Source organism: Pseudomonas paraveronii, from assembly GCF_963681955.1.
GTDB classification, from domain to species: domain Bacteria; phylum Pseudomonadota; class Gammaproteobacteria; order Pseudomonadales; family Pseudomonadaceae; genus Aquipseudomonas; species Aquipseudomonas paraveronii.
In genome coordinates, this window is sequence record NZ_OY817130.1 from 276,587 (window position 1) to 298,386 (window position 21,800).

Annotated in this window: 21 protein-coding genes; 11 read left to right on the forward strand and 10 right to left on the reverse strand. The window is 60.1% G+C overall.

The window, feature by feature from the left end; translation table 11 throughout:
* The first annotated feature begins 288 nt into the window (after positions 1–288).
* Positions 289–1,029 (forward strand): osmolarity response regulator transcription factor OmpR, encoded by a 741-nt coding sequence (ompR, locus tag U5A08_RS01220; RefSeq protein ID WP_003213175.1) that lies wholly within the window; start codon positions 289–291, stop codon positions 1,027–1,029.
* A 117-nt stretch (positions 1,030–1,146) separates the two neighbouring features.
* On the forward strand, positions 1,147–2,460 hold the full coding sequence (locus tag U5A08_RS01225; protein ID WP_247401471.1) for an ATP-binding protein: 1,314 nt from the start codon (positions 1,147–1,149) through the stop codon (positions 2,458–2,460).
* 75 nt (positions 2,461–2,535) lie between these two features.
* Here U5A08_RS01225 and rimK read toward each other — a convergent pair whose 3' ends face one another.
* Genes rimK through rimA form a run of 3 tightly spaced genes read right to left on the reverse strand, consistent with a single transcriptional unit; the run spans position 2,536 to position 4,713 of the window.
* The gene (gene rimK, locus U5A08_RS01230) at positions 2,536–3,441 is read right to left on the reverse strand and encodes a 30S ribosomal protein S6--L-glutamate ligase (protein ID WP_049710586.1); all 906 of its coding nucleotides are present in this window, start codon (positions 3,439–3,441) and stop codon (positions 2,536–2,538) included.
* Positions 3,438–3,920: a retropepsin-like aspartic endopeptidase RimB gene (gene rimB / locus U5A08_RS01235; protein WP_444875491.1), complete on the reverse strand. Its 483-nt coding sequence runs from the start codon at positions 3,918–3,920 to the stop codon at positions 3,438–3,440. The genes rimK and rimB overlap by 4 nt, the downstream gene beginning before the upstream one ends.
* Positions 3,921–3,933: 13 nt before the next feature.
* On the reverse strand, positions 3,934–4,713 hold the full coding sequence (rimA, locus tag U5A08_RS01240; RefSeq protein WP_321849938.1) for a S6 modification regulatory phosphodiesterase RimA: 780 nt from the start codon (positions 4,711–4,713) through the stop codon (positions 3,934–3,936).
* A 116-nt stretch (positions 4,714–4,829) separates the two neighbouring features.
* Here rimA and U5A08_RS01245 point away from each other — a divergent pair, with 116 nt between their 5' ends.
* Entirely contained in the window at positions 4,830–5,237 is a 408-nt protein-coding gene (locus U5A08_RS01245) for an RNA-binding S4 domain-containing protein (protein WP_253392594.1), read from the forward strand.
* 76 nt (positions 5,238–5,313) lie between these two features.
* On the opposite strand, the gene U5A08_RS01250 is transcribed toward U5A08_RS01245, so the two are convergent.
* Positions 5,314–6,117: a phosphatase PAP2 family protein gene (locus tag U5A08_RS01250; protein ID WP_321849942.1), complete on the reverse strand. Its 804-nt coding sequence runs from the start codon at positions 6,115–6,117 to the stop codon at positions 5,314–5,316.
* 126 nt (positions 6,118–6,243) lie between these two features.
* Here U5A08_RS01250 and hslO point away from each other — a divergent pair, with 126 nt between their 5' ends.
* Positions 6,244–7,146, forward strand: a complete 903-nt coding sequence (hslO, locus tag U5A08_RS01255) for an Hsp33 family molecular chaperone HslO (RefSeq protein ID WP_253392598.1) — start codon at positions 6,244–6,246, stop codon at positions 7,144–7,146.
* 179 nt (positions 7,147–7,325) lie between these two features.
* Positions 7,326–8,867, forward strand: a complete 1,542-nt coding sequence (locus U5A08_RS01260; protein ID WP_321849945.1) for a phosphoenolpyruvate carboxykinase — start codon at positions 7,326–7,328, stop codon at positions 8,865–8,867.
* A gap of 86 nt (positions 8,868–8,953) precedes the next feature.
* Here U5A08_RS01260 and U5A08_RS01265 read toward each other — a convergent pair whose 3' ends face one another.
* Entirely contained in the window at positions 8,954–9,595 is a 642-nt protein-coding gene (locus tag U5A08_RS01265; RefSeq protein ID WP_321849947.1) for a DUF1493 family protein, read from the reverse strand.
* Between the two features lie 577 nt (positions 9,596–10,172).
* On the opposite strand from U5A08_RS01265, the gene U5A08_RS01270 reads away from it, so the two are divergent.
* From U5A08_RS01270 to U5A08_RS01280, 3 genes are all read left to right on the forward strand, one after another.
* A complete protein-coding gene (locus tag U5A08_RS01270) occupies positions 10,173–11,348 on the forward strand; it encodes a tetratricopeptide repeat protein (protein ID WP_321849949.1) in 1,176 nt (391 codons plus the stop codon).
* A gap of 286 nt (positions 11,349–11,634) precedes the next feature.
* Positions 11,635–13,572: a RecQ family ATP-dependent DNA helicase gene (locus U5A08_RS01275; protein ID WP_253392605.1), complete on the forward strand. Its 1,938-nt coding sequence runs from the start codon at positions 11,635–11,637 to the stop codon at positions 13,570–13,572.
* A 23-nt stretch (positions 13,573–13,595) separates the two neighbouring features.
* A complete protein-coding gene (locus U5A08_RS01280) occupies positions 13,596–14,027 on the forward strand; it encodes an acyl-CoA thioesterase (RefSeq protein ID WP_253392607.1) in 432 nt (143 codons plus the stop codon).
* A gap of 133 nt (positions 14,028–14,160) precedes the next feature.
* On the opposite strand, the gene U5A08_RS01285 is transcribed toward U5A08_RS01280, so the two are convergent.
* The 4 genes from U5A08_RS01285 to U5A08_RS01300 all read right to left on the reverse strand — a co-directional run bounded on the left by U5A08_RS01285 (position 14,161) and on the right by U5A08_RS01300 (position 19,006).
* Positions 14,161–14,637, reverse strand: coding sequence for a glycine zipper domain-containing protein (locus U5A08_RS01285; protein WP_253392609.1), 477 nt, complete (start codon positions 14,635–14,637; stop codon positions 14,161–14,163).
* Between the two features lie 199 nt (positions 14,638–14,836).
* Positions 14,837–17,185 (reverse strand): FdhF/YdeP family oxidoreductase, encoded by a 2,349-nt coding sequence (locus U5A08_RS01290; protein WP_321849953.1) that lies wholly within the window; start codon positions 17,183–17,185, stop codon positions 14,837–14,839.
* Entirely contained in the window at positions 17,182–18,021 is an 840-nt protein-coding gene (gene fdhD, locus U5A08_RS01295) for a formate dehydrogenase accessory sulfurtransferase FdhD (RefSeq protein WP_321849954.1), read from the reverse strand. Before fdhD ends, U5A08_RS01290 begins: the two co-directional genes overlap by 4 nt.
* 97 nt (positions 18,022–18,118) lie before the next feature.
* Positions 18,119–19,006, reverse strand: coding sequence for a LysR family transcriptional regulator (locus tag U5A08_RS01300; RefSeq protein WP_253392615.1), 888 nt, complete (start codon positions 19,004–19,006; stop codon positions 18,119–18,121).
* A 132-nt stretch (positions 19,007–19,138) separates the two neighbouring features.
* On the opposite strand from U5A08_RS01300, the gene lysM reads away from it, so the two are divergent.
* Complete coding sequence (gene lysM / locus U5A08_RS01305) at positions 19,139–19,591, forward strand: peptidoglycan-binding protein LysM (protein ID WP_253392617.1); 453 nt, start codon at positions 19,139–19,141, stop codon at positions 19,589–19,591.
* A gap of 51 nt (positions 19,592–19,642) precedes the next feature.
* Here lysM and yrfG read toward each other — a convergent pair whose 3' ends face one another.
* Positions 19,643–20,305 (reverse strand): GMP/IMP nucleotidase, encoded by a 663-nt coding sequence (yrfG, locus tag U5A08_RS01310; protein WP_253392619.1) that lies wholly within the window; start codon positions 20,303–20,305, stop codon positions 19,643–19,645.
* An 87-nt stretch (positions 20,306–20,392) separates the two neighbouring features.
* On the opposite strand from yrfG, the gene nudE reads away from it, so the two are divergent.
* Positions 20,393–20,959, forward strand: coding sequence for an ADP compounds hydrolase NudE (gene nudE, locus U5A08_RS01315; protein ID WP_247404398.1), 567 nt, complete (start codon positions 20,393–20,395; stop codon positions 20,957–20,959).
* Positions 20,956–21,792: a 3'(2'),5'-bisphosphate nucleotidase CysQ gene (cysQ, locus tag U5A08_RS01320; RefSeq protein WP_253392621.1), complete on the forward strand. Its 837-nt coding sequence runs from the start codon at positions 20,956–20,958 to the stop codon at positions 21,790–21,792. Before nudE ends, cysQ begins: the two co-directional genes overlap by 4 nt.
* The last annotated feature ends 8 nt before the right edge of the window (positions 21,793–21,800 follow it).

The window sequence follows — 21,800 nt, forward strand, 5'->3', positions numbered from 1 at the left end:
CGGCCCGACTGGCGCCGCTGCCTGGGTCAAGAGGCTGCCTATTGACCCTCGAAATCGAAAAAATCACGACAAGCGGGTAAAAAAAGCCCGGCAGTAAACGGTAACGATCTGACGTTGCCCTGCACGAGGGCGTCGCATTATAACCAGCGTTCTGTCCTTGGGGGGTACTGCGCCACAGGTTGTAGGGCGCGGGTTCGCTGGCAGTAGAGGAAAAATCTGCTAACAATGCACTCGGTGCGTATAACGGCAGCTAGGCCATAATGCGCGCCGAGATAAGAGGAGCATCCAATGAGCAGCACTGCACAAACTGCTGAAGGCGAAAAAATTCTCATCGTTGATGACGATCCGGGGCTGAGCAGCCTGCTGGAGCGTTTTTTCAACTCCAAGGGCTACCGTGCCCGCGCGGTGCCGAACACCGAGCAGATGGACCGCCTGTTGGGGCGTGAGGTGTTCAACCTGGTCGTGCTCGACCTGATGTTGCCCGGTGAAGACGGGCTCACCGCCTGCAAACGCCTGCGCGGCGCGAACAACCAGATTCCGATCATCATGCTCACCGCCAAGGGCGATGAGCTGAGCCGCATCAAGGGACTCGAACTGGGCGCTGATGACTACCTGGCCAAGCCGTTCAACCCGGACGAGCTGATGGCGCGGGTCAAGGCCGTATTGCGTCGCCAGGCAGCGCCGGTGCCGGGCGCACCGGGCAGCGAGGACGAAAGCGTCACCTTCGGCGATTACGAGCTGTCGCTGGCCACCCGTGAGCTCAAGCGTGGCGATGAAGTACACATGCTGACCACCGGCGAGTTCGCCGTGCTCAAGGCGCTGGTGATGAACGCACGCCAGCCGCTGACCCGCGACAAACTGATGAACCTGGCCCGTGGTCGGGAATGGGATGCTTTGGAGCGCTCCATCGACGTGCAGATCTCTCGTCTGCGTCGAATGATCGAGCCGGACCCGTCCAAGCCGCGTTATATCCAGACGGTGTGGGGCGTGGGGTATGTGTTTGTGCCGGATGGCACTGCAACCAAGTGACCGATGATTTGCAGGGGCGGGCATCCTGGCGTTTGGCTCCATGAGGGTCGACGGGATGTCCGGCGTCTGCAATTCTGCGAGCGCTGCTCGTTCCTGCAAGGTGTCTAGCTGTTTCCTATGAAAACCCCGCTGTGGTTCCCGCAAAGTTTCTTCTCCCGCACCCTTTGGCTGGTGCTTATCGTCGTTCTGTTTTCCAAGGCACTCACGCTGGTTTATCTGCTGATGAACGAAGACGTGCTGGTGGATCGACAGTACAGCCACGGTGTCGCCCTGACCCTGCGCGCCTATTGGGCGGCCGACCCCGAGAACCGCGAGAAAATCGCCAAGGCGGCCACGCTGGTGCGCGTGGCGGGCGCAGGTGTGCCGGAAGGCGAGCAACATTGGCCCTACAGTGAGATTTACCAGCGCCAGATGCAGGCGGAACTGGGCGACGACACCGAAGTGCGGCTGCGTATGCATGTGTCACCCGCACTGTGGGTGCGCGCGCCGAGCCTGGGGGAAGATTGGCTGAAGGTGCCGCTGTATCCGCACCCTTTGCGAGGGCAGAAGATCTGGAACGTGCTGGGCTGGTTCCTGGCTATCGGCTTGCTTTCAACGGCATCGGCGTGGATTTTCGTGCGCCAGCTCAATCAACCGCTTAAACGCCTGGTGTTTGCCGCCCGCCAACTGGGGCAGGGGCGCAGTGTGCGCCTGCCGGTCAGCGACACGCCCAGTGAAATGACCGAGGTATACAGTGCGTTCAACCAGATGGCCGAGGATGTCGAACAGGCCGGGCGCGAGCGCGAGTTGATGCTCGCGGGCGTGTCCCATGACTTGCGCACGCCATTGACGCGTTTGCGGCTGTCCCTGGAGTTGATGGGCGACCATACCGATCTCACGGATGACATGGTGCGTGATATCGAGGACATGGACGCGATTCTCGACCAGTTCCTGGCATTTATCCGTGATGGTCGTGACGAGGTGGTGGAAGTCGTCGACCTGACGGACCTGGTGCGCGAGGTGGTGGCGCCTTACAACCAGAATGGCGAGCAGGTGCGCATGCGCCTGGAGCCGATCCAGCCGTTTGCGTTGCGTCGGGTCTCGATGAAGCGCCTGCTGAACAACCTGATCGGCAACGCCTTGCACCACGCCGGCTCGGATGTGGAAGTGGCGGCGTATGTCTCCGGTGACAGTGCTGCGCCCTATGTGGTGCTGAGCGTGATGGATCGGGGGGCAGGTATCGACCCGGCCGAGCTGGAAGGCATTTTCAACCCCTTCACCCGTGGCGACCGCGCTCGGGGTGGCAAGGGCACCGGTTTGGGGCTGGCGATTGTGCGGCGGATTGCCTCGATGCATGGCGGCAATGTTGAGTTGCGCAATCGCGAGAACGGCGGGCTTGAAGCACGGGTGCGCTTGCCGTTGGGGTTGATGTTGCCCAGAGATGCGGTTTAAACAACCAAGATCAAATGAGGGAGCGGGCAAGCCCGCTCCCTCATGGGTTTTCAGCGTGTTTAAGGTGTTACGCGATTAGCCCTTGCCTTTGGTCCTGGTCATATTCGCCCCACCACTCTTCTCCAGATGCTGAATGATGATCCCCGCCACATCCTTGCCGGTGGTGGTCTCGATGCCTTCCAGCCCGGGTGATGAATTGACTTCCATCACCAGTGGGCCATGGTTGGAGCGCAGGATATCCACACCCGCCACGCTCAACCCCATGACCTTGGCCGCCCGTAGCGCGGTCATGCGTTCTTCGGGGGTGATCTTGATCAGGCTGGCGCTGCCGCCACGGTGCAGGTTGGAGCGGAACTCTCCTGGCTTGGCCTGGCGCTTCATCGCGGCAATCACCTTGTCGCCGACCACGAAGCAACGGATATCCGCACCGCCGGCTTCCTTGATGTATTCCTGCACCATGATGTTCTGCTTGAGGCCCATGAACGCCTCGATCACCGACTCCGCCGCCGTGGCGGTTTCGCACAGCACCACGCCGATGCCCTGGGTGCCTTCCAGCACCTTGATCACCAGCGGCGCGCCGTTGACCATTTCGATCAGGTCGGGAATGTCGTCGGGGGAGTGGGCAAAACCGGTAACCGGCAGGCCGATACCCCGGCGCGAGAGCAATTGCAGCGAGCGCAGCTTGTCCCGTGAGCGCGCAATCGCGACGGATTCATTCAGCGGGGAGACGCCCATCATTTCAAACTGGCGCAGCACCGCGCAGCCATAAAAGGTCACCGAGGCGCCGATACGCGGGATTACCGCGTCAAAGCCTTCCAGCGGTTTGCCGCGGTAGTGGATCTGCGGCTTATGGCTGGCAATATTCATATACGCACGCAACGTGTCGATCACCACCATTTCATGGCCGCGTTCGGTGCCGGCCTCGACCAGGCGGCGGGTGGAATATAGGCGCGGGTTTCGCGACAGCACAGCAATCTTCATGCAGCACCTGGGGCAGAAATAGTAGAGACCGGGAACACCGGCTTGTCTTGAACGTACTTGACGCCGGGATTGACCACCAACTGGCCGTCAATCAGCGCTTTGGAACCGAGGAGCAGGCGGTAGCGCATGGCCTTGCGGCAGGCGAGGGTGAATTCGACCCGCCAGACCCGGTCGCCCAATGCCAGGGTGGTGCTGATCACATAGCGCACCTGCGCATGACCATTGGAGCTCTTGATGGTTTTCATCGCCATCAGCGGCGCTTCGCAGCGGCGGTGCCGCAACTGCACGACGCTGCCCAGGTGTGCGGTAAAACGCACCCATTTCTCACCGTTTCGCTCGAAGGGCTCGATATCGGTGGCGTGCAGGCTTGAGGTACTGGCTCCGGTGTCGATCTTCGCGCGCAGGCCTGCCACTCCCAAGTCGGGAAGTGCCACCCACTCACGCAGACCGACAACGGTCAAATGGTCAAATGTCTTCAATATGGGTAACCGGTCAATTCGCCCAGGCTTGAGGGGAAACCTCGGCCAGCGCGTTGAATGCGGGTTTGGCGAACCAGTAGCCCTGCATCAGAAATATTCCACAGTCGGACAGGAAGTCACGCTCACCGGCACTTTCAATGCCTTCAGCGATGACAGTAACGCCCAACTGCTCACAGATTGTGACAATCCCCTGGACGATGACCTGGCGGACACGATCCTGGTCGACATTGCGGATCAGCGCCATGTCGAGTTTGATCAAGTCAGGTTGGAAATCGGCCAGCAGGTTCAGCCCCGAATAGCCCGCGCCGAAATCGTCGATGGCAGTTTTGAAGCCGAATTCGCGGTATTCACGCAGAATATTCGTCAAATGGCGATGGTTATCTATGTGCTCGCTTTCCAGTGTCTCGAAAATCAGCTGGTTCAGCGAAAAATTGTGCGTGCGGGCGGCCTCCAGGGTGCTGCGAATGCACAGCTCGGGTCGATACACCGCGTTGGGCATGAAATTGATGGAAAGATAGGTTTGCATCCCCAGGGCGGCGGCGCGGGCGATCGCTTTGGTGCGGCAGCGCTGGTCGAAGCGGTAGCGGTTGCTATCGCTGACCTGGTTTAGCACCGACAACGCGCCCTCGCCCTGCGTGCCTCGCACCAAGGCTTCGTGGGCAAAAACCGAATGGTCGCGAAGGTCTACGATCGGTTGGTAGGCGAATGCAAAATCAAAACCCAAGGGCTCGCTTTGCTGGCAGCCCAGGCAACGCTGGTCGGGCGAGGTGAGTGAAGTCGGGAAGTCGGTCACAGCGTATCCTCGCGAAAACAGACGGCTACCTGGCGTATCTTAGGTGAGCCTTGGGGTTTATGCGTCGAAGCGTTTCAACAGTAAAGTTGCGGCATTTTTCAGAACGAGGAATTCAAGTGGCTCAGAAGCAGGCAGAGGAAGACAAAATCCGTCTGGACAAGTGGCTATGGGCGGCGCGTTTCTATAAAACCCGTGCCTTGGCCAAGGCCGCTATCGAGAGTGGCAAGGTGCATCATCGCGGCGAGCGCTGCAAGCCGGGCAAAGAGCCGCGCGTCGGCGATGAGTTGCAGATTCGTATAGGGTTTGACGAAAAAACTGTCGTGGTCCAGGCGCTTTCCGCCGTGCGCCGTGGCGCGCCCGAAGCGCAGGCGCTGTACGCCGAGACCGAAGCCAGCATGGCCAAGCGCGAAAACGCAGCGGCCATGCGCAAGGCCGGTGCCACGGGCATGACCACCGATGGCAAGCCGAGCAAGAAGCAGCGGCGTGACCTGTTCAAGTTTCGCGGCAGTGGTAATGACGATTGACCGCGCAAATCTTCAGCACAAAACAGATCTACCCATGCGGGAGCGGGCAAGCCCGCTTCCACATGAGTTCTTAGCGTCAGGAGGGGGTGCGCATGACGCTCAATCGGCCAATCACCGGTAGCTTGCCGAGTAACCCGAACACCGGCGCGGTCAGCCGTAGCAACACCCCCGACACCTTGGCGGCAAACGGCGTGTAATACCCCCACCCCAGTGCCAGCAGTGCCAGCAGCACCCCGCCGATATAATCGTCCTGCCCCCAATGGGCCCCCGCCACCAGCCGCGGCGTCATGAACAACAGCGCCAGGCCCCAGATCACCAGCACCTGGCCCAGGCGCTGGGCGAATGCCGTCATGAACATCCCCCAGATCAGCAACACCGAAGCATGATCCCCGGGGAAACTCTGGCTCGAACGGTCTTTCAACTCCCAGATTTTCTCCAGCCCAGGGAAATAGTCGCTCATCTGAATCGCGCCGCTGAGCACCATCGAAGGGCTACTGTGTTGCCAGCCCATCGGCGCCGCGAGTTTGGAAAACAGCATGCGGATAAACAGCAACAACAGCAAAATCCCAAAAAAACCCAAGAGCGCCTGGCGCACCTGCACCGCCTTGAACACCCAATCGCCGCGAATCAACAGCGTCAGCAGAATCACGCCGACCACTGCATCAAACGGCCTAAGGCTGGCCACAGCCCAGATATGCAGCCAGGTTGAATTGTTTGCCAGCGGGGCATTGAGCAGATGAAACAGCCACTCGTCGAAAAACACGCACAGCATCTGGCCCGCGGGCCATAGCCAAAAACACAGCAGCCCGATTGCGAGTAAATTGCAAAGAGCCCATCGCCGGAGGTTCCACTTGGCTTGGAACAAACCCGGATTGTTCATAAACTGTCCCTCTTCGCTCTATATAAGCTCTCCGTTTCCAGGAGAAAGCCGCACCCAGAGGGTGCTAAAGCGTTCAATTTTATAAAGCTTGTAATAATTTTGTCATCAATTCAGATACCTAGACCTATGACTGATTTACCGGACACTGACTTTACCCAACGCTTCATCTTTGACGAGAACGACGCCCGTGGCGAACTGGTCTCGCTGGAGCGCAGCTATGCCGAAGTCCTCGCCAAGCACCCCTATCCGGAGCCGGTCGCGCAACTGCTCGGTGAGTTGATGGCCGCTGCGGCGCTGCTGGTAGGCAGCATGAAATTCGACGGCTTGCTGATCCTGCAAGCCCGCTCCGAAGGTCCGGTCCCGTTGCTGATGATCGAATGTTCCAGCGAGCGTGAGATCCGTGGTCTGGCCCGGTATGACGCTGAGCTGATCGCCCCTGACGCCACCCTGGCCGACCTGATGCCCAACGGCGTGCTGGCGCTCACCGTCGACCCGACCGAAGGCCAGCGTTACCAGGGCATCGTCGACCTCGACGGCGAAAACCTGTCGGACTGCTTCACCAACTATTTCGTCATGTCCCAGCAGATTGGCACGCGTTTCTGGCTCAACGCCGACGGCAAGCGCGCCCGTGGCCTGTTGCTGCAACAGTTGCCCGCCGACCGCATCAAGGATGACGACGACCGCACTGAAAGCTGGCGCAACCTCACCGCCCTGGCCGGCACCCTGACCGCTGAAGAATTGTTGGCCCTGGACAACGAAACCATCCTGCACCGCCTGTACCACGAAGAAGCTGTGCGCCTGTTCGATGCGCAGGGCCTGCGCTTCCATTGCAGCTGCTCCCGCGAGCGTTCGGCGAATGCGCTGGTCAGCCTCGGCCTGGAGGATGCGCAAAACCTGGTGGTAGAGCACGGTGGTCATATCGAGATCGACTGCCAGTTTTGCAACCAGCGGTACCTGTTCGATGCCGCTGATATCGCCCAATTGTTCGCCGGCGCAGGTATCGACACTCCCTCTGATACCCGCCACTAAAACGTTTAAGCACAGGTAAATCACCTGACAAACGCCGGATTAGCGCTGTTCTGACGGGAGGACCCTACTTTTTTCGGGCTTTTCTGGCATAATCCGGCCCACTTTTTTCGCGGTAGTAGTGCGCAACTTTCTACTACAAAACGTTTGGAGCACTCGGCCATAGGCCGACGGGGAACCTCATGACGCAAGCCAATAACGCCGTATACACCGATCTGAGTGTTGACGATCTGGTCAAAGAAGCCCTGCAGCGCGGTGAAGGCGTGCTTGCCGATACTGGCGCGCTGGTCGTAGAAACCGGTCACCGTACCGGCCGTTCGCCAGTCGACCGTTTCATCGTTGAAGAGCCTTCGACCCAGGACGCCATTGCCTGGGGCCCGATCAACCGCAAGTTCCCGGCCGACAAGTTCGATGCCCTGTGGGCTCGCGTCGAGGCATTCAACAACGCGCAAGAGCATTTTGTTTCCCACGTCCATGTAGGGGCTTCCGAAGACCACTACCTGGCCGTGAAGATGACCACCCAGACTGCCTGGCATAACCTGTTCGGGCTTTGCCTGTTCATCAACCCGGCCCAGTACAACCCGGCCGGCCGTGACGAGTGGCAAGTGCTCAACGTGGCCAACTTCGAGTGCGTGCCTGAGCGTGACGGCACCAACTCCGACGGTTGCGTGATCCTCAACTTCGCCCAGAAAAAAGTGCTGATCGCCGGCATGCTTTACGCCGGTGAAATGAAGAAAGCCATGTTCTCGGTGCAGAACTTCCTGCTGCCGGCCGCCGACGTACTGCCGATGCACTGCGCCGCCAACATCGGCGAAGCCGGCGACGTGACCCTGTTCTTCGGTCTGTCCGGCACTGGCAAGACCACTCTGTCCGCCGACGAAAGCCGTTACCTGATCGGTGACGACGAACACGGTTGGGGCGAGGGCGTGGTGTTCAACATCGAAGGCGGTTGCTATGCCAAGTGCATCGACCTGTCCGAGAAGAACGAGCCGGTTATCTGGAAAGCCATCAAGCACGGTGCCGTACTGGAAAACGTCGTTATCGACGAGGCCGGGCACGCCGACTACAGCGATGTCAGCCTGACCCAGAACAGCCGCGCCGCCTACCCGCTTGAGCACGTAGCCAAGCGTTCCGAGAAGAACCTCGGCGGCGAGCCAAACGCTGTGATCTTCCTGACCTGCGACCTGACCGGCGTACTGCCGCCAGTGTCGATCCTCAGTGAAGAACAAGCGGCCTACCACTTCCTGTCCGGCTACACCGCACTGGTGGGCTCGACCGAAATGGGTTCGGGCGGCGGCATCAAGTCGACCTTCTCGACTTGCTTCGGCGCGCCGTTCTTCCCACGCCCGGCCGGCGAATACGCCGAGCTGCTGATCAAGCGCATCCGCGGTTTCGGCTCCAAGGTCTACCTGGTCAACACCGGCTGGACCGGCGGCGGCTACGGCGTTGGCCAACGCTTCAACATCCCGACCACCCGTGGCGTGATCGCAGCGATCCAGAGCGGCGCGTTGATCGGCGTTGAAACGCAACACCTCGACACCATCAACCTGGACGTGCCATTGGCTGTGCCGGGCGTTGAGGCTGGCCTGTTGAACCCACGTAACACCTGGGCTGACAAGGCTGCCTACGACGAAGCGGCGAAGGCGCTGGCGGGTCTGTTCATTGAGAACTTCAAGAAGTTTGACGTGAGCGATGCGATCAAGGCAGCGGGTCCGAAGTTGTAAGATTCGGTCGTTGTGAAAAAGCCGCCCCATGTGGGCGGCTTTTTTGTGCGCGAACGGTCAGTTGGCGCCTGCGGCTGTTTTGCCGGTTAGCTCAGATTTTCCAGCGTCTGCGTGTCCCAGCTGTGGGTTTTGATCGCCAGATAAAGCATGCCGATGGTCAGCGGCACCTTTTCGCCACGCCCCTTGGCCCGCCGCTTGAGGAACACATCAAACACCGGTGGGTTGAAGTAACGATAAGTGTCGTAGTCGCCCAGATCGAGGGCGAATTCCTGCTCCAGTGCTTCCATGAGTTGCTTGGCCTCGCTGCCGTCGCAGCCGAGGTCGAAGTTGAGTGAGGTTTCGAGGCGAATGGTCTTGTGTTTCGGCAGACCGATTTCTTCGTGCAGCAGTTGCAGGAGTTGCTGCATGACCGGGTCTTCGGGGAAGTTGGGGGCGAGGTTCATGGTGGGGGCACGCAGGAGTGGGTGAGGGGGACGGTCGCGTTTGAGGCGAAATTTGTTTCGGGTGATGAAGAGTGCCAAGCCTATCAAGAACAGGGCTAGAGGAAGGAGTTGAATGCTAAGGATGATGGCGACGTAGGGTAGCCAGAACAAAAGGACTAACCCAGTGACGACGAAGGTAACGGCGAAACGCCTTCTTAGCGTGCAGTCGGTGATTTTGTAGTAAAGCAATAAATAGAAGGCAAGAAATAGCGCCGTCTGTAGGTAAAGCCATTGATTATGGTTCATTTGAATACACGTGCATTGAGATGCTTGAGCGCTGAGGGTCTATGCCACCGCTCGCCTGGGCATCGAGGCCGATGACGATGTCTGCGCTATGCAAGTTGCGGGGTTTGCGAGATATCAAATCGCTGAGCGCTTGCTTGCCGTTAGGCTTTACGGTGAAGCGAATCACGGAGAGCGTGACGCCGTAATGACCGATGTATTGAGTCCTTTCTAAATTCACGGGCTTTTGCCGAAATAGTTGAGAGGACGCTATTTTCAGTCAGCCGCAGGTCACTTCTATAGAGGGCCAAGCGGGTGTTTGAAGCGATTTAGGAAGAGGATTACGCTGTATTTGACGGTTTCTTACAGGTGCTTCCGGCATTTTTTATTTCGCTAGCGACTTGCCGGGTAAAACCAATCAATTGTGGGCGCTGCGTTTGCCCGTCCTCCAAGGCAAAAGCTGATCTTGGCGTAGTACCAAGTGCTCGATAAAACCACATCACAATCTGTAGAAAAATTCTGCCAGCGCTCTAAATTCAGCGTATGTTTCACCGCAAAATCTTGTAGGACGATTCCGTCCACTACTTAAAGGGAGTTAAGCATGGGTTTGCTTCGTGTCGCTTCGGCGATGTCATTGTGTGCAGTGGCTTTTTCGATCCAGGCCGAGCAGTTGCCGATCGAGGTGCTCAGTGCGGTAGTCAAGGACCAGAAAATCGCCGACGCCGAAGTCCTGCTGCAACGTAACGGCGCACAGAACGTGGTGGGCCGCACCAACGCCCAGGGCCAGGTGACCCTCACCAGTGAAGCCGCCGATGACGGCAGCAACCTGCTGATCATCAAGAAGCCCGGCTATTCCAACCTGGTAGTGAAGTGCCCGTGTGCGGGCATGACCTACGCCATCAGCCCAGTGATGGAGAACCTCGACGGCCTGCGTGTGGTGCTGACCTGGGGCAAGACCCCGGAAGACCTCGACTCCCACATGATTTTCCCCGGCAACAACATCTACTTCGAGAATCAGCAGGGTGCCGATGCCGAGCTGGATGTGGACGACGTCGACAGCTACGGCCCGGAAACCATCACCCTGCAGAAAAAACACTTCGGCGAAAGCTACGTGTATGCCGTGCATGACTTCACCAACATCGAGAACCCAGGTTCGCGTCAGCTATCCAACAGCGAGGCCAAGGTGTTCGTGTACATGGGCCAGTCCCTTGTGCGTACCTACTACGTGCCGAAAAACCGCAGCGGTAACCTGTGGACAGTGTTCCGCATGACCGGTAGCGGTGACTTCCAAGACATCAACACCTTCAGCGGTGTGAAGGTGGAAGCCAAGGACGTGCTTAATGAAGTCAAACCGTTGCTGGATGACAGCGTTGCAGTCGCGGCCGTGGCTGTCAGCTCTTCCGCGCAAACGGATGCGAAGCGTCTGAACCTGCAAGGTGAAGCGGCCTACCAGGCTGGCAAGCTGGATGAAGCCATCGACCTGTTCCGTCAGGCCATCGACCTGGACAATAGCTTCGGCAAAGCCTACGGCAACCTGGGCCTGGCCTATCAGAAGGCCGGCAACACCGCCGAGTCGATCTGGGCCAACCGCAAGGCCATCGCCCTCGCTACCGGCGCCAATGCCGCGACCGTGCGTGCCGGCGCCTACTACAACATTGCGCGGATCTACGAAGCGGCGGGGCAGTTCGCGGATGCGTTGCGTCACTACCAGTTGGCCAAGGAACAGAAGGCCAATCCGGTGTATGACACGGCTATCGAGCGCGTGCAGAACCGCTGATTTAGCTGTAGGGCAGTTCTAAGATGTGGGAGGGGGGTTGCTCCCGATGGCGGTAATTCAGTCGATTAATTTCTGACTGATACACTGCCATCGGGAGCAATCCCCTTCCCACATTTGGTTTGTGATGTTCCTACTTACACAGTCGAACTTGTCATATTTGGCCCAAGGCCATTGCCCCAGCCTGTGTATCATCCTGTCTCTTTTTTCCTTGCGACCTATCTCGATTCGCTGAACATCCCAGGCTATGTTTTTGAGCCACCTTCAGCGGTCAATGGAGTGACAGCTTATGCACGACACCCTCCAGCAGGTCTTTGGTTATCCACAGTTTCGTTTGGGCCAGGAAGCCGCGGTCAGCGCTGTGCTGGCCGGTCGTTCGGCGGCGGCAATTTTCCCTACCGGGTCGGGCAAGTCCCTGTGTTACCAGTTGTCGGCGGTGTTGCTACCGCACCTGACGCTGGTGGTGTCGCCGTTGCTGGCGCTGATGCAGGACCAATTGGGTTTCCTGCAACGCCATGGCATCTCGGCCGGCAGTATCGATTCGGCGCAAAGCCGCGATGAGGCCAATGAGGTGATGGCTCGTGCGCGTTCGGGTGAGTTGAAAATCCTGATGATTTCCGTGGAGCGCTTGAAGAACGAGCGTTTTCGCAACTTCCTGCAAAGCGTGCCCATTTCGTTACTGGTGGTGGATGAGGCGCACTGTATTTCCGAATGGGGCCACAACTTCCGTCCGGACTATTTGAAGCTGCCGGACTACCAGCGTCAGTTCAATATCCCACAAGCGCTGCTGCTGACGGCTACGGCGACGCCCAAGGTGATTGCCGATATGCAGGCCAAGTTCGCCATTGCGCCTGACGACGTGATCACCACGGGCTTCTACCGGCCGAACCTCAACCTGTTGGTAGAGCCGGTGAGCGGCGCGGACAAGCGTCGGCGGCTGGTGCAATGGATGAGCGAGCGGCCCAACCAACCGAGCATCGTCTACGTCACGTTGCAGAAAACCGCCGAACAGATCGCCGAGCACCTGAATCGCAATGGCATCCAGGCCGAGGCGTATCACGCCGGCTTGCCCCACGACAAACGCGAGGGCATCCAGCAGCGCTTCATGGGCGGGCGCTCCAATTGCATCGTCGCCACCATCGCGTTTGGCATGGGCATCGACAAGAGCGATATCCGCAATGTGGTGCATTTCGACCTGCCCAAATCCATCGAGAACTACAGCCAGGAAATCGGCCGTGCCGGGCGTGACGGGCAACCCTCGGATTGCCTGGTGCTCGCCAACCGCGACAGCCTCAATGTGCTGGAAAACTTCGTGTACGGCGACACGCCCGAGCAGGAAGGCATTCGCCGTGTGCTGGAAGAGTTGCAGGCGGCGCGGGGGGATGGGCAGTGGGAGTTTCTGCTGCGGTCGCTGTCGGACCACAGCAACATCCGCGAGCTGCCCCTCAAAACGCTGCTGGTGCAGTTGGAGCTCAAAGGTGTGATCGCGCCGCGCTACGCGTTTTACGCTGAGTACCGGTTCAAGTACCTGATCGAGCCCGATGCTTTGCTGGCGCGGTTTTCCGGGGAGCGGCAGGCGTTTGTCGCCGCGATCATCCAGGTGTGCAAGCGGGCCAAGACCTGGGCGACGGTGGATTTCGACGCGCTATATCAACAGCACCACGCCGAGCGCAATCGCGTGGTGAAAGCGCTGGATTACTTCCAGGAACAGGGCCTGATCGAGCTGGAAAGCAAGCAGATGACGGAGGTCTACAGCCTGCTGAATACCGATTTCGACCCGCAGGTGTTGAGCGCCGAGTTATACACAGGCTTCAAGCAACACGAGGTCACGGAGGTGGCGCGGATTCACGCGATGCTCGATCTGTTCGCCACCGAACATTGTCTGGGCCAGCGCCTGGCCCGGTATTTTGGTGATGAAAATGCGCCGCAGCGCTGCGGGCATTGTTCTGTGTGTCACGGCCATGTCGCGCATTTGCCCGCGCCGCCGAGCCTGGCGCCGCTTGTGGATAAAAACTTCATGGCGCTGTGCGGTGATTTTATCCACAGGCATCATGAGCACAACGGCCAACTGCCCGGCGCCGAACGGCTGACGCGGTTCCTGGGGGGGATCAGCGTGCCGCTGTTCACCAAGTTGAAGGCACGCGGCATTCCTGGTTTTGCTGCGCTGGAGGACTACCCCTACGCCGAGGTGCGCGAGTGGGCCGAAACCCATTTGAATGATCTGTAAACTCACTTTGACGAGAGGTGCCCATGCCTGACTCCATGCCCCAACGCGCCGATTACCGCCACTTCCAGCCGATCATCACGCGCTGGCACGACAATGATGTGTATGGCCATGTGAACAACGTGACCTACTACAGCTTCTTCGACACCGCAGTGAATACCTACCTGATCGAACACGGTGGCTTGGATATTCATGACGGCGAGGTGGTGGGGTTTGTGGTGAGTTCGGCGTGTGATTACTTTGCGTCCATCGCCTTTCCCGAGCGCATCGAAATTGGCCTGCGTGTGGGCAAGTTGGGCAACAGCTCGGTGCAGTATGAGTTGGCGGTATTCAAGGCTGGCGAGGAGGACGCCTGTGCGGCGGGGCGCTTTGTGCATGTATTTGTGGATCGGGGAACGAACCAGCCGGTGACGATCCCGGGGATGTTGCGCGAGGCGTTGCAGCGGTTGGTGGCCTGACTGTGGGAGGGGGCTTGCTCCCGATAGCGGTGTATCAGCCAGCACATGGGTGACTGAAACTCGGCTATCGGGAGCAAGTCGAATCGTCGCACCGCCCCTCCCACAGTGTTTCTTCAGTGTTCTCTAGATCTGATCAATCACGGTAGTGATGCTTGTTCTTGCGATGCCCATAGGCATGCCCACGGCCACGGTGATCATCCCGGTCATAACGACGGTTGTCACGGCCACGGTAACCACGGTCGTCGTCATCGCTCTTGTTGCCCATGTAGTTGCCCAGTGCGCCACCCGCGCCGCCGCCTGCGGCTGCGCCGATCAGGCTGCCGGTGGTGCCGCCCATGCTGCGGCCTACCACGTTGCCGCCCGCTGCGCCCAGGGCGCCGCCAATGGCTGCTTCGCCGCGGCTGCGCTTGTCGGCGCCAACCGCACTGCCGCCCGCGCCGCCCAGGGCGGCACCGATGGCCGAACCGGTGTTACCGCCGACCTGCTGGCCGACGACCGAACCGAGTACCCCGCCCAATGCGCCGCCCACACCGGCTTCGGTGGTGCCGCCGGCCATGGCTGCGCCACTGACCAGGCCAAGGGACAACAAGAGAATCGAGGAGAACTTCATAGAGAGACCTCAAGAGGATGACGGCGCGATCCTGAGGCTGTGTCGACATTGTGACAATAGAAATCCGACCAGTAACACGACTTGTACACAATTCTCTAAGTTACTGTTTTAACTAGGGAACTTAAGTGGTTTTGGCGGGTCTGTAGTTACTTCGGAACGGCCGCTTTTATGCAAAAGCGGCCTTTTTTGTGCCCGGAATTTACGCCGAGCGCGCCGTGATCAGGCCATTGTCGCTCGCCGCCTCCAGGCGAATCGCCACAAACTTCGACGTCGGCGTATGGCTGCCGTCCCCAGTGCTTTCCAAGGGCACCAGTGGGTTCACTTCCGGGTAGTAAGCCGCTGCCTGCCCCGCCGGAATATCGAACGCCAGTAAGGTAAAGCCTTTTACGCGGCGCTCACGGCCGTCTTCCCACAGCGACACGATGTCCGCCTTCTGCCCCGGCTTGAAGCCCAGGCGGATGATGTCGGCTTCGTTGACGAACAACACGTCACGCTGGCCTTTCACCCCGCGATAGCGGTCGTCCAGGCCATAAATGGTGGTGTTGTACTGATCGTGGGAGCGCATCGACTGCATGATCAGGTCCGGCACGCGCCCGGTGGCGTGGGTGCGTTCGTGGATCAGGTCCTTGGGCAGGACGTTCGGGCGGAAGTTGGCGCGGCCCGAAGGCGTGCTCCAACGACGTGCCCCGGCAGCGTTGCCCAGATAGAAACCGCCTGGGTTCTTGATACGTTCGTTGAAGTCCTTGAAGCCTGGGAGGGTGTCGGCGATCAGCTCGCGAATACGCCCGTAGTCGGCCACCAGCCAGTTCCAGTCCACCGGTTTGCTGCCCAGGGTCGCGGCGGCGATGCCGGCGAGAATGGCCGGCTCGGATTTCATCAGGGTCGACAGCGGTTGCAACTGGCCGTTGGAGCCGTGGACCATGCTGAACGAGTCTTCCACCGTGACCGCTTGCGGGCCTTCGGCCTGGATGTCGATGTCGGTGCGGCCCAGGCACGGCAAGATCAGCGCGTCTTTGCCGTGCATCAGGTGGCTGCGGTTGAGCTTGGTGCTGATCTGCACGGTCAGGTCGCAATTGCGCAGGGCTTCGAAGGTGCGCGGGCTGTCTGGCGTCGCTTGGGCGAAGTTGCCGCCCAGGCCGATAAACACTTTGGCGCGGCCTTCCAACATGGCGTGGATCGCTTCGACCACGTTGTGGCCGTTGGTGCGCGGTACCTGGAACTGGAAGCGCCGCTCCAGGGCGTCGAGGAACGCCACCGGCGGCCGTTCGTTGATGCCCATGGTGCGGTCGCCCTGCACGTTACTGTGGCCGCGCACCGGGCACAGGCCGGCGCCCGGGCGACCGATATTGCCGCGCAGCAGCATCAGGTTGGCGATTTCCTGGATGGTCGGCACCGAGTGACGATGCTGGGTGATGCCCATCGCCCAACACATGATCACGTTCTTGCCTTTGGCGTACATGCGCGCTGCTTGCTCGATTTCCACCAGGGGCAGGCCGGACTGCGCGACGATTTCATCCCAGGAGGTGTCGTCGATCTGGCCGAGGTAATCGAGCACGTTGACGGTGTGTTCGTTGAGGAAGTCGTGGTCGAACACCGCTTCCTTGCCTTCGGCCTGGGCCTGGCGTTCCCACAGCAACAGGAACTTGGCCATGCCGCGCAGGATGGCCATGTCGCCACCCAGTGCCGGGCGGAAGTACGCGGTGTTGGTCGGTTTGTCGCCGTTGGTGAGCATTTCCAGCGGGTGTTGCGGGTGCTGGAAGCGTTCCAGGCCGCGCTCTTTGAGCGGGTTGATGCACACCACCTGAGCGCCGCGTTTCACTGCTTCGCGCAGCGGTTCGAGCATGCGCGGGTGATTGGTGCCGGGGTTCTGGCCCCAGACGAAAATCGCGTCGGCGTGTTCAAAGTCATCAAAGGTCACGGTGCCTTTGCCGACGCCGACACTTTGCGCCAGGGCCACACCGCTGGCTTCATGGCACATGTTCGAGCAATCCGGGAAGTTGTTGGTGCCGTAGGCGCGCACGAACAACTGGTAGAGGTACGCCGCTTCGTTGCTGGCGCGACCCGAAGTGTAGAACTCGGCCATGTCCGGGCTGGGCAGGGCGTTGAGGTGCTTGCCGATCAGCTCGAACGCCGCCGCCCAACTGATGGGCTGATAGCGGTCGGTCTGTGCGTCATAGCGCATCGGCTCGGTCAGGCGGCCCTGGTATTCCAGCCAATAGTCGCTCTGCTCGATCAAGGCGGTGACGCTGTGTTTGGCGAAAAATGCGGCATCGACGCGGCGTTTGGTGGCTTCCCAGTTGACCGCCTTGGCGCCGTTTTCGCAGAACTTGACCATGCCGCTTTCCGGCGAGTCGCCCCAGGCGCAGCCCGGGCAGTCGAAGCCGCCGTTCTGGTTGGTCTTGAGCATCATGCGCAGGTTTTTCAGCGCGTTGTCGCTGGTCAGCCATGCCTGCGCCACGCTGATCAGCGCGCCCCAGCCGCCTGCGGCACCTTTGTAAGGCTTGTAGCGCGGGGTCGGGGTTTGGTCGGCTTGGTGATGATTGCTCACGGCTGTTTCTCCATCGCAGGGCTGTAGACCCGCGGCGCACTTTTCTGCGGCAGGTGGATGAGATTGAGGTTGTGTCGGCGTGCCCATTGCAGGGCCAGGCCGGTGGGCGACGACAGGCTGACCAGGGTCTGGATGCCCGCGCGCAGGACTTTCTGGATCAACTCAAGGCTGCAACGGCTGGTGACAATGGCCAGGCCGCCTTCGCTGGGAATCCGTTGGCGGATCAACGCGCCGATCAATTTATCGAGGGCGTTGTGTCGGCCGATGTCTTCGCGGCCCAGCAACAACTCGCCCAGGTTGTTCATGAACACGGCCGCATGCACCGCGCCGCTGTGCTGGCCCAGAGGCTGGAACGCGCTGATGCGCTGGCGCAGGCCGTCGAGCCATTCGGCCGGTGGCAGGGGCGCGCCGGGCAGTACTTGAAGGTCCGGCAGGGCTTGCTCCAGCGCTTCCACGCCGCATAACCCGCAACCGCTGGTACCGGCCAGTTGGCGGCGCTGTTGCTTGAGGTTCCAGAACGCGCGGCTGGAAATCTGCACCTGAGCGTACTGGGCAGAGCCCGTGCCGCTGAGTTTCAGGTCATAAATATCGCTAACGTCGGCGATAATGCCGCTGCCGATGCTGAAACCTACAATGAAGTCTTCCAGGTCCGTCGGCGTCACCAGCATCACGGCCTGGCTGATGTCGTTATAGGCGATCGCCAACGCCACTTCTTCCGCCAGCGCGGTGCTGGCGACTTCAGTGTGTTCGAGCGTGCAAAACTGGTAGCTCTGGCTGGCGGCGGGGGCGGGCGTTTGAACAGCGGGCGCCGCGCAGACTGGGCGCTTGGCGTTCATGGGGCAGTACCGACGGCGGATGGGTCAGTGGTTAGACTAGGCGCGACAAAGCGTCGCGTCTAATTGCCAGTACTGATCTGCCGATAGATGACGTCGATCAAGACTCTGCCTGCGATTTCTGAAACAGTGCGAAACATGCTTCCGCCAAGGCTGAGCGCGGGGCGCTGCGTCGCATGATCAACCCCAGGCGGGCCAGGGTGTGGGCGTCTTCAATCGGTTGCAGGCGCAAATGCTCGGTCAGGGCGTCCAGGCCGCCGTCCAAGGGCATCACCGCACAGCACAGCCCGCCGTGGACAGCTTGTAACAACTGATGGACCGCATCGGTCTGCAACAACGGCTGCGGCTGCAGGCCTCGGCTATGGAAGTTGTGATCGATGGACTGACGGAAGTGCATGCCGCTGGTGAGCATGCCCAGGGGCAGTTCGATCAGTGCCTCCCAGCTCAGGGGCTTTTCGCCGAAGCTGAAGTAGCGTTGGTCGTACAGCAGGCCCATGCGGGTTTCGCCGAGGGCCAGGGAGTCGAAGCGCTCGTTGTCCAGGCGGTCGAGGTACGACACGCCGAGGTCCAGGCGATTGCTCGCCAACTGTTCGAGGATTTGTTCGGAGCTGAGTGCCGACAGCTCAAAGCGCAGGCTCGGGTGTTCTGTGTGCAGTTGTTGCATCAGCGCCAACGGATCGAAACTCGACAGCGGCACCACGCCCAAACGCAACGTCCCCACCAGGTTGCCGCGGCAGGCTGCGGCTTCGGCCAGCAGGCCGTCATACGCCGCCAGCACCGTGCGCGCCCAGGCCAGCACGCGTTCCCCCGGGGCGGTGAAGCCTTCGAAGCGCTGGCCACGGTTGACCAGTGGCAGATCGAGTTCTTCTTCGAGGCTGCGCAGGCGCATCGATAGGGTCGGCTGGGTGATATGGCAACGCGCAGCCGCCTGGCCGAAGTGGCGCGTCTCGTCGAGGGCGATGAGGAATTTCAGCTGCTTGATGTCCATCTTCGCTCCAGGGCTTATTCCAATGGCGGGGGGATTCTAGCGCGTTTGGATCTTTGGCCGGGTTGGAACCCGGTTCTGTAAGACTGGTCTAGTCTTTGGCATCTGGAACTTAACCCCCAAGGAGAGAGCAGCATGAGTATTTTCAGCTTTGTAAAGGAAGCCGGCGAGAAGTTGATCGATCTGTTGACGCCGGGTAATGCGAACGCCAGTGAGCAGTTGAAGGCGCATGTGGCCAAGGTCGGTCTGGGTAGTCCGAACGTACAGACCACGGTTGACGGCGACAAGGTGACCGTAACCGGTGAAGTGGCCAGCCAGGAAGAGAAAGAGAAGATCCTGCTGGCGCTGGGCAATATTGCCGGGGTTGCGAGTGTGGATGACCAGATCAAGGTCACCAACCCCAGCTCGGGTGCGACGGCGCGTTTTGTCGTGGTGAAAAAGGGCGACACCCTCAGCGCGATTTCCCTGGCGGTGTATGGCAACGCCAATCTGTACAACAAGATCTTCGAGGCCAACAAGCCGATGTTGTCGAGCCCGGACAAGATCTACCCAGGGCAGACACTGCGTATTCCTGAGCAGTCCAAGTAAAAATGTGGGAGGGGCGGTGCGACGATTCGGCTTGCCCCCTCCCACATGGGTTCAGAGTCCGACAATAAGCTCCCGGTAATCCTCGACTGCGGCAAATTCTCCGGTGTCCTTCGGCCCTTTTTTGCTGTCCGGCTCTTTCACCGCTAGCAAATGGCCCACGCCAAACGCCTGGGCGCTGCGCAGGATCGGCAAGGTGTCGTCGATAAACAGGCTGCGCGCCGGGTCGAAGTCGATGTCGACTTGCAGGGCGTCCCAGAACTGCGGGTTTTCCTTGGCGAAACCGTAGTCGTGAGAACTGATCATCCGCTCGAAATACGACGCCAGCTCGATGCGTTCCATCTTCAATGACAGCGAATCACGATGCGCGTTGGTGATCAGGATCACGCGCTTGCCAGCCTGTCTGAGCGCGGCCAGAAAGGTGTCCGCATCCGGGCGCAGCGCGATCAAGTGGGCGGTTTCCAGCTTGAGTTCGCGCACTGGGATCTTCAGCTCTGCACTCCAGAAATCCAGGCAATACCATTGCAACTGGCCAGCGTTACGCTCGAACAGCGGCTGCAACTCCATCTCGGCCATCGCCCGGCTTACCCCGTGCAATTCGGCGTAGCGTTGGGGCAGGTGCTCCATCCAGAAGTGGTTGTCGTAATGCAGGTCGAGCAGGGTGCCGTCCATGTCCAGCAGGACAGTGTCGATGGCGTGCCAGGGCAAAGAGGGCATGGGGCGTTCTCATGTAAGTAAAGATATCCGACACAGACAATCGGAAAAGCCACGGTATAGTAACCCGATCACGCCAAGGAGCCGCTTATGCGCCAGAAACCCACCGTCCTCGCCCGCGAAATAGTCGCCAGTAGCCGTTTGTTCCGCGTGGAGGAAGTGCAGCTGCGCTTTTCCAATGGCGTTGAACGGACCTACGAGCGTCTGGTGGGGCGCGGTGCCGGCTACGGCGCGGTGATGATCGTGGCGATGATTGACGCCGACCACGCGTTGCTGGTGGAAGAGTACTGTGGCGGGACCGACGCCTATGAGATTTCCTTGCCCAAGGGCCTGATCGAGCCGGGCGAGGATGTGTTGGCGGCGGCAGACCGCGAACTCAAGGAAGAAGCCGGCTATGGCGCACGCCAGTTGGAGCACCTCACCGAGCTTTCGCTGTCGCCTGGCTACATGAGCCAGAAAATCCAGGTGGTACTGGCCACCGATCTGTATGAAGAACGCCTGGAAGGCGATGAACCCGAGCCGATGCGTGTAGACAGGGTCAACCTGCGCGAGCTGTCGCAACTGGCGCAAAACGAGCAGTTCAGCGAAGGCCGTGCCCTGGCCGCGCTGTACCTGGTACGAGACCTGTTGACCCAGCGTGGAGCGTTCAGCGCATGAGCGAACTGTTTCTAGGCCATCCTTTTATAGCCCCGGTGATCGAACTGGCCCGCCAGGCCGGTGAAGTCATCATGCCGTACTGGCGTGCCAACGTGGCGGTGACGTCCAAGTCCGATGATTCACCTGTGACGGCGGCGGACCTTGCCGCTCATCATCTGATTCTCGCCGGCCTGACCGCTCTTGACCCGAGCATCCCGGTGCTTTCCGAAGAAGACGCCGATATCGACCAGGGCGTGCGCGCCGGCTGGCAGCGCTGGTGGTTGGTGGACCCGTTGGATGGCACCAAGGAGTTTATTTCTGGCAGCGAGGAATTCACCGTCAACGTCGCCTTGATCGAACAGGGCCGCGTAGTGTTTGGCGTGGTGTCGATGCCCACCAGCGGCCGCTGCTACTTTGGCGGCGCGGGCCTGGGGGCGTGGCGTTCGGATGTGAATGAAGCGCCCAGGCCGATCCAGGTGCGCCAGGCCCCGGCCGCCGGCGAGGCGTTTACCGTGGTTGCCAGTCGTCGGCACAGCAGCCCTGAGCAGGAGCGTTTGCTCAAGGGTTTGAGCGACGGGTTGGGCGAGCTGAAGCTGGCGAATATCGGCAGCTCGTTGAAGTTTTGCCTGTTGGCCGAAGGCAGCGCCGATTGCTACCCGCGCCTGGCGCCGACATCCCAGTGGGATACCGCCGCAGCCCAGGGCGTGCTCGAAGGCGCGGGCGGTGAAGTGCTGGAATTGAGCGGCGAGCCGTTCAGCTATCCGGCGCGGGAATCCTTGCTGAACCCGTTCTTTTTGGCGTTGCCCGCCAAGGCCGCGTGGCGTGAACGCTTGCTGACCCTGGCCCGTTCTTAAGGCCTCAG